Here is a 3,681-nt window from a genome sequence, read left to right on the forward strand (position 1 = left end):
CTTTAAATATGTTATCTTATCACAAATATAAAAACAACATCCCAGCAATTCTTCTATTGACTATTTAACACGCAACCCCAATAGTGAACTAATAATCCGACAACGACAAAGCTATCAGCAGGTAAAAAGGACTGTTTAATGGACTATTTAGTTGCCATTACCTTATTTGCAATTGCATCTTCCGTAACGCCCGGGCCAAACAATATTATGGTAATGACGTCTGGTGTTAATTTTGGCTTAAGGAGAAGCATTCCACTACTAAGCGGTATTTGTGTAGGTTTTTCGATTATGCTTTTGTTAGTCGGCTTAGGTTTTGCGCAGCTTTTTGAGTTGTTTCCTAATTTGCACTTTATTTTAAAGTGCATTGGCGTCATTTATCTTCTATATCTTGCCTACCTTGTCGCGATGTCTTCACCTACAACGGATGCAGACGCAAGCGCTCAACCTTTTTCGTTTGTAAAAGGCGCACTATTTCAGTGGGTAAACGCAAAAGCGTGGATTGTGGCAATAGGTGCTATTTCAACTTATACCTCCACTGGCGCAGATTTTATGAGCCAAAACTTGATGATCACCATTGTCTTTTTATTGGTGTCATTTCCTTGTGTTGGGATCTGGTTGGTGTTTGGCTCATCACTCAAGTACGTGTTAAAAAATGAGCAAAGCCTTAGGTGGTTTAATTTTGTGATGGCTGCATTACTTGTACTGTCTGTAATGCCTATCGTGCTGGAGATCTTTGCAGGATAATTCCCTGCAAAGATTACCGTGTTATTGTTACTTGTTGTCCGTTTTTTACCGACGGGCGATCACCCACACTGCATGTACAATTCCTGGTATATAACCCAACAATGTCAGCAAAATATTTAACCAAAAAGCCCCGCCAAGACCGACTTGTAAGAATACTCCGAGTGGTGGAAGCAATATTGCAATTATGATCCTCAATAAATCCATTGTTCTCTCCTAAAAGTTATAGACGCTTTCATGTTGCATGGGTTATGCCAACTCAAAGGAATGCCTTTTGCATTAACCCAACAACAGTATAGGAGATAAAAAATGCCAGATTGGATTAATCTTGACTTAGCACTCATTTGGTATCACTTTTACCAAATAATTTTTGCGTTTTTACTTACATTACCTTTGGCTATTAATAGAGAAAGTCGCTCTGATAGCGCGGGGCTTAGAACATTCCCATTAGTCGCTATTTCCTGTTGTGCATTTATCTTAACAAGTATGGATGTCTATGAGTCACACGAAGCGCAAGCAAGAGTAATGTACGGTGTTATTACTGGAATTGGTTTTATTGGTGGCGGCTCGATTGTGAAAAATGATAACTCCACGCATGGCACTGCAACTGCTGCAGGTATTTGGTTAACCGGTGCAATAGGGATCTCAAGCGCATATCAACGATATGAAATCGCAATTGTGTTAAGCGCGGTCGGATTTTTGGTATTTCGCTTACTAGAACCGTATAAAAAGCCTTCGAGTTCGCAATAGACTTACGTTGAACTTTTCGTTCTTTTGCTCGATACTTGCCGCTTGAGCTCTAACTTTTCGCCGAAAAAGTACTCGTAAACTAAAACAGCGATAAAATAAAAGAATCCAAAAACGCTGATATCAATAAGTAACTTACCGAAGTCAAAGGGATCTTCGAATAAAAAATATTCAAAATTAGTAACGTAAAAGGCTAACTTAGTCAAAAAAAATGCGGGTATGAGTGAGATGATAAATTTCAAATTAATGTCCTTTTAATTTGGTATTAATTACTTTCCTGTAAGCAGTCTAACTGCTTTTTTCTAAAATTGCACGCAATATACATTTTATTTCGATAGTTTACAAAGAGTTACTAACCTATCAGCTGAACACTAGGCTCAGCTGATAAGTAAACATCAAAACTTGATGATAGTCGAGACTGCTTCCTCGTCTGCCGTTTCAATAGACATCTTTAGTTCACGATTTTGCCAATCAATATCTATCAAGCCGTAATTACTTCCCGACTTATTGATCAAATGGCGGTTAGATGTTGTCAACTTTGCGATGTCTTTGCTTATCGCACCAACTCGTCCGGTTGGAATAATGGCACCTGCTGGCGCGCAGTTGCCCCACTCACCTTCGATACCTTTTTGGTTATCATCCACTTGGGTATAACACCAAGGTTTATCGTTGTCTCGCGTGATACAACCTTGATAGGTTACACCTGCATATTTGAACGGTAATTGGCATGCTTTGGCAAAATTGCCATCCCCTTTGTCGTCTGCGTAAATCGGTAATCTTAATGGGTTTTCGATATGATAAGGCCAGTTTTGACCAAACCCTGATGCTGTTACTTCATAGACGTTAACCGCTTGACCATATGTGCTGCTTGCTGGAATAGTCTTTTGCAGAAGCTCTCCCCAATGCTGATCGCCAGACAAAAATACTACGGCTTTAGTCTTTCCTTCATTCACAGATTTTTGTACTAACCTTAGCAAGCGCTCTCTTTGTGCTGGCATCTCTGCCCAAGATTCATAACTAGTACCTGACATATTTGTTTCTTCTAATGACTCGATAGCAGCATTAAACGTTTTGCCGTCTCCGTAAGCACAGTAGCTAGTTTTACTTCTACCTCGATGTAGCGGGGGCAGCACTTGAATGCCGCTTGCAATAAGCTTGATTTCTGACGGTTTTTGCAACTCTTGCTCAAGCCATTGCCACTGCGCCTCTCCCAATATGGTGCTACTTTCACCTTCACACGCACCATAACTTGAGAAAGTTGGTGAGCGGAAGTAACGGGCATCCAATGTGATCACATGTGTGGTTTCGCCCGAGCCACCCAGCATTTTTGCTTCGTAAATACCAGCTTGACCATTTAGTCTTGGATCAGTCTTATCGACATCAAAGTGACGCAAATATTCTTTCTGCGCATTTGCTTTCTGTGGATAATGTTTGCCTTCATTATTCCAGCCAAAATCGTGATCATCCCAAGTCGCCATCACCGGGATCTTAGCCTCTAAAAACTTGCGATATTCACTATTATTCTTTTTATCATCGTACTTCTGGCGCATCACAGCCATATCAGTGGTATCTGCGTAGATATTGTCCCCTAACCAAAGAAACAAATCCGGTTGCTGACCAATTAACTTCGCGAGCGCTTCGGGCATATCACCTTTGGTTTTGAAACATGAGCCTAGCGCAACTCTATCTAATCGTTTACTTTGTAAGGGTTGAGTGTGAGATAACAGCGCTGGCGGCTCCTCTGGTTGACATTCTTCCCAGCCACCCTCTTCGACATAGCACCAAGGTGCGGTGTGATTTCGGGTTGTACAGCCATAAAACCTTTCACCTTGATACTCCGATGGCGTTTTACACGCTTTTCCGGTTACCGTTTTGAATTCTGGGATAGTTTCTGTTCTGACATGACCCCATGTTGCGCCTTCGATACTTTGTTTTAAATAGCACCACTGCGAACCTGAATTATTTTTATCTGTCGTACCTTGATACTGTGCGGCTAAATAGTTAAAAGTGGATTTACAAGACTCGTAGTGAACTTCCGGCTGCGCACTGATAACGCTACTTGTAAGCATCAAAACGGCTGGTGTGAGAGTGTAAGCTTTCATCGTTTCCTCGGTATTTGAATGTCGGCATCCTTGCTAGTTTTCCTTGCGGGAACGAAGTCTAATTCGGTAATGTTAAATTTTAGTTTAATAT

The 3,681-nt window shown here is 41.0% G+C and carries 4 protein-coding genes; 2 read left to right on the forward strand and 2 right to left on the reverse strand.

Annotated features, from left to right (window positions below):
- Nucleotides 1-138: 138 nt before the first annotated feature.
- Complete coding sequence (locus L1D50_RS22095) at nt 139-744, forward strand: LysE family translocator (protein ID WP_239966850.1); 606 nt, start codon at nt 139-141, stop codon at nt 742-744.
- Between the two features lie 45 nt (nt 745-789).
- Here L1D50_RS22095 and L1D50_RS22100 read toward each other — a convergent pair whose 3' ends face one another.
- Nucleotides 790-948 (reverse strand): YqaE/Pmp3 family membrane protein, encoded by a 159-nt coding sequence (locus L1D50_RS22100; RefSeq protein ID WP_010369885.1) that lies wholly within the window; start codon nt 946-948, stop codon nt 790-792.
- A gap of 102 nt (nt 949-1,050) precedes the next feature.
- On the opposite strand from L1D50_RS22100, the gene L1D50_RS22105 reads away from it, so the two are divergent.
- Entirely contained in the window at nt 1,051-1,491 is a 441-nt protein-coding gene (locus tag L1D50_RS22105) for an MgtC/SapB family protein (RefSeq protein WP_128727444.1), read from the forward strand.
- A gap of 392 nt (nt 1,492-1,883) precedes the next feature.
- Here the strand turns inward: L1D50_RS22105 and L1D50_RS22110 are convergent, their stop codons facing one another.
- Nucleotides 1,884-3,590 carry an alkaline phosphatase D family protein gene (locus tag L1D50_RS22110; protein ID WP_138523362.1) on the reverse strand — a complete coding sequence of 569 codons (1,707 nt, stop codon included), beginning with the start codon at nt 3,588-3,590 and terminating at the stop codon, nt 1,884-1,886.
- Nucleotides 3,591-3,681 lie beyond the last annotated feature (91 nt).

This window comes from Pseudoalteromonas sp. Isolate6, assembly GCF_022398435.1.
Lineage (GTDB): Bacteria > Pseudomonadota > Gammaproteobacteria > Enterobacterales > Alteromonadaceae > Pseudoalteromonas > Pseudoalteromonas galatheae.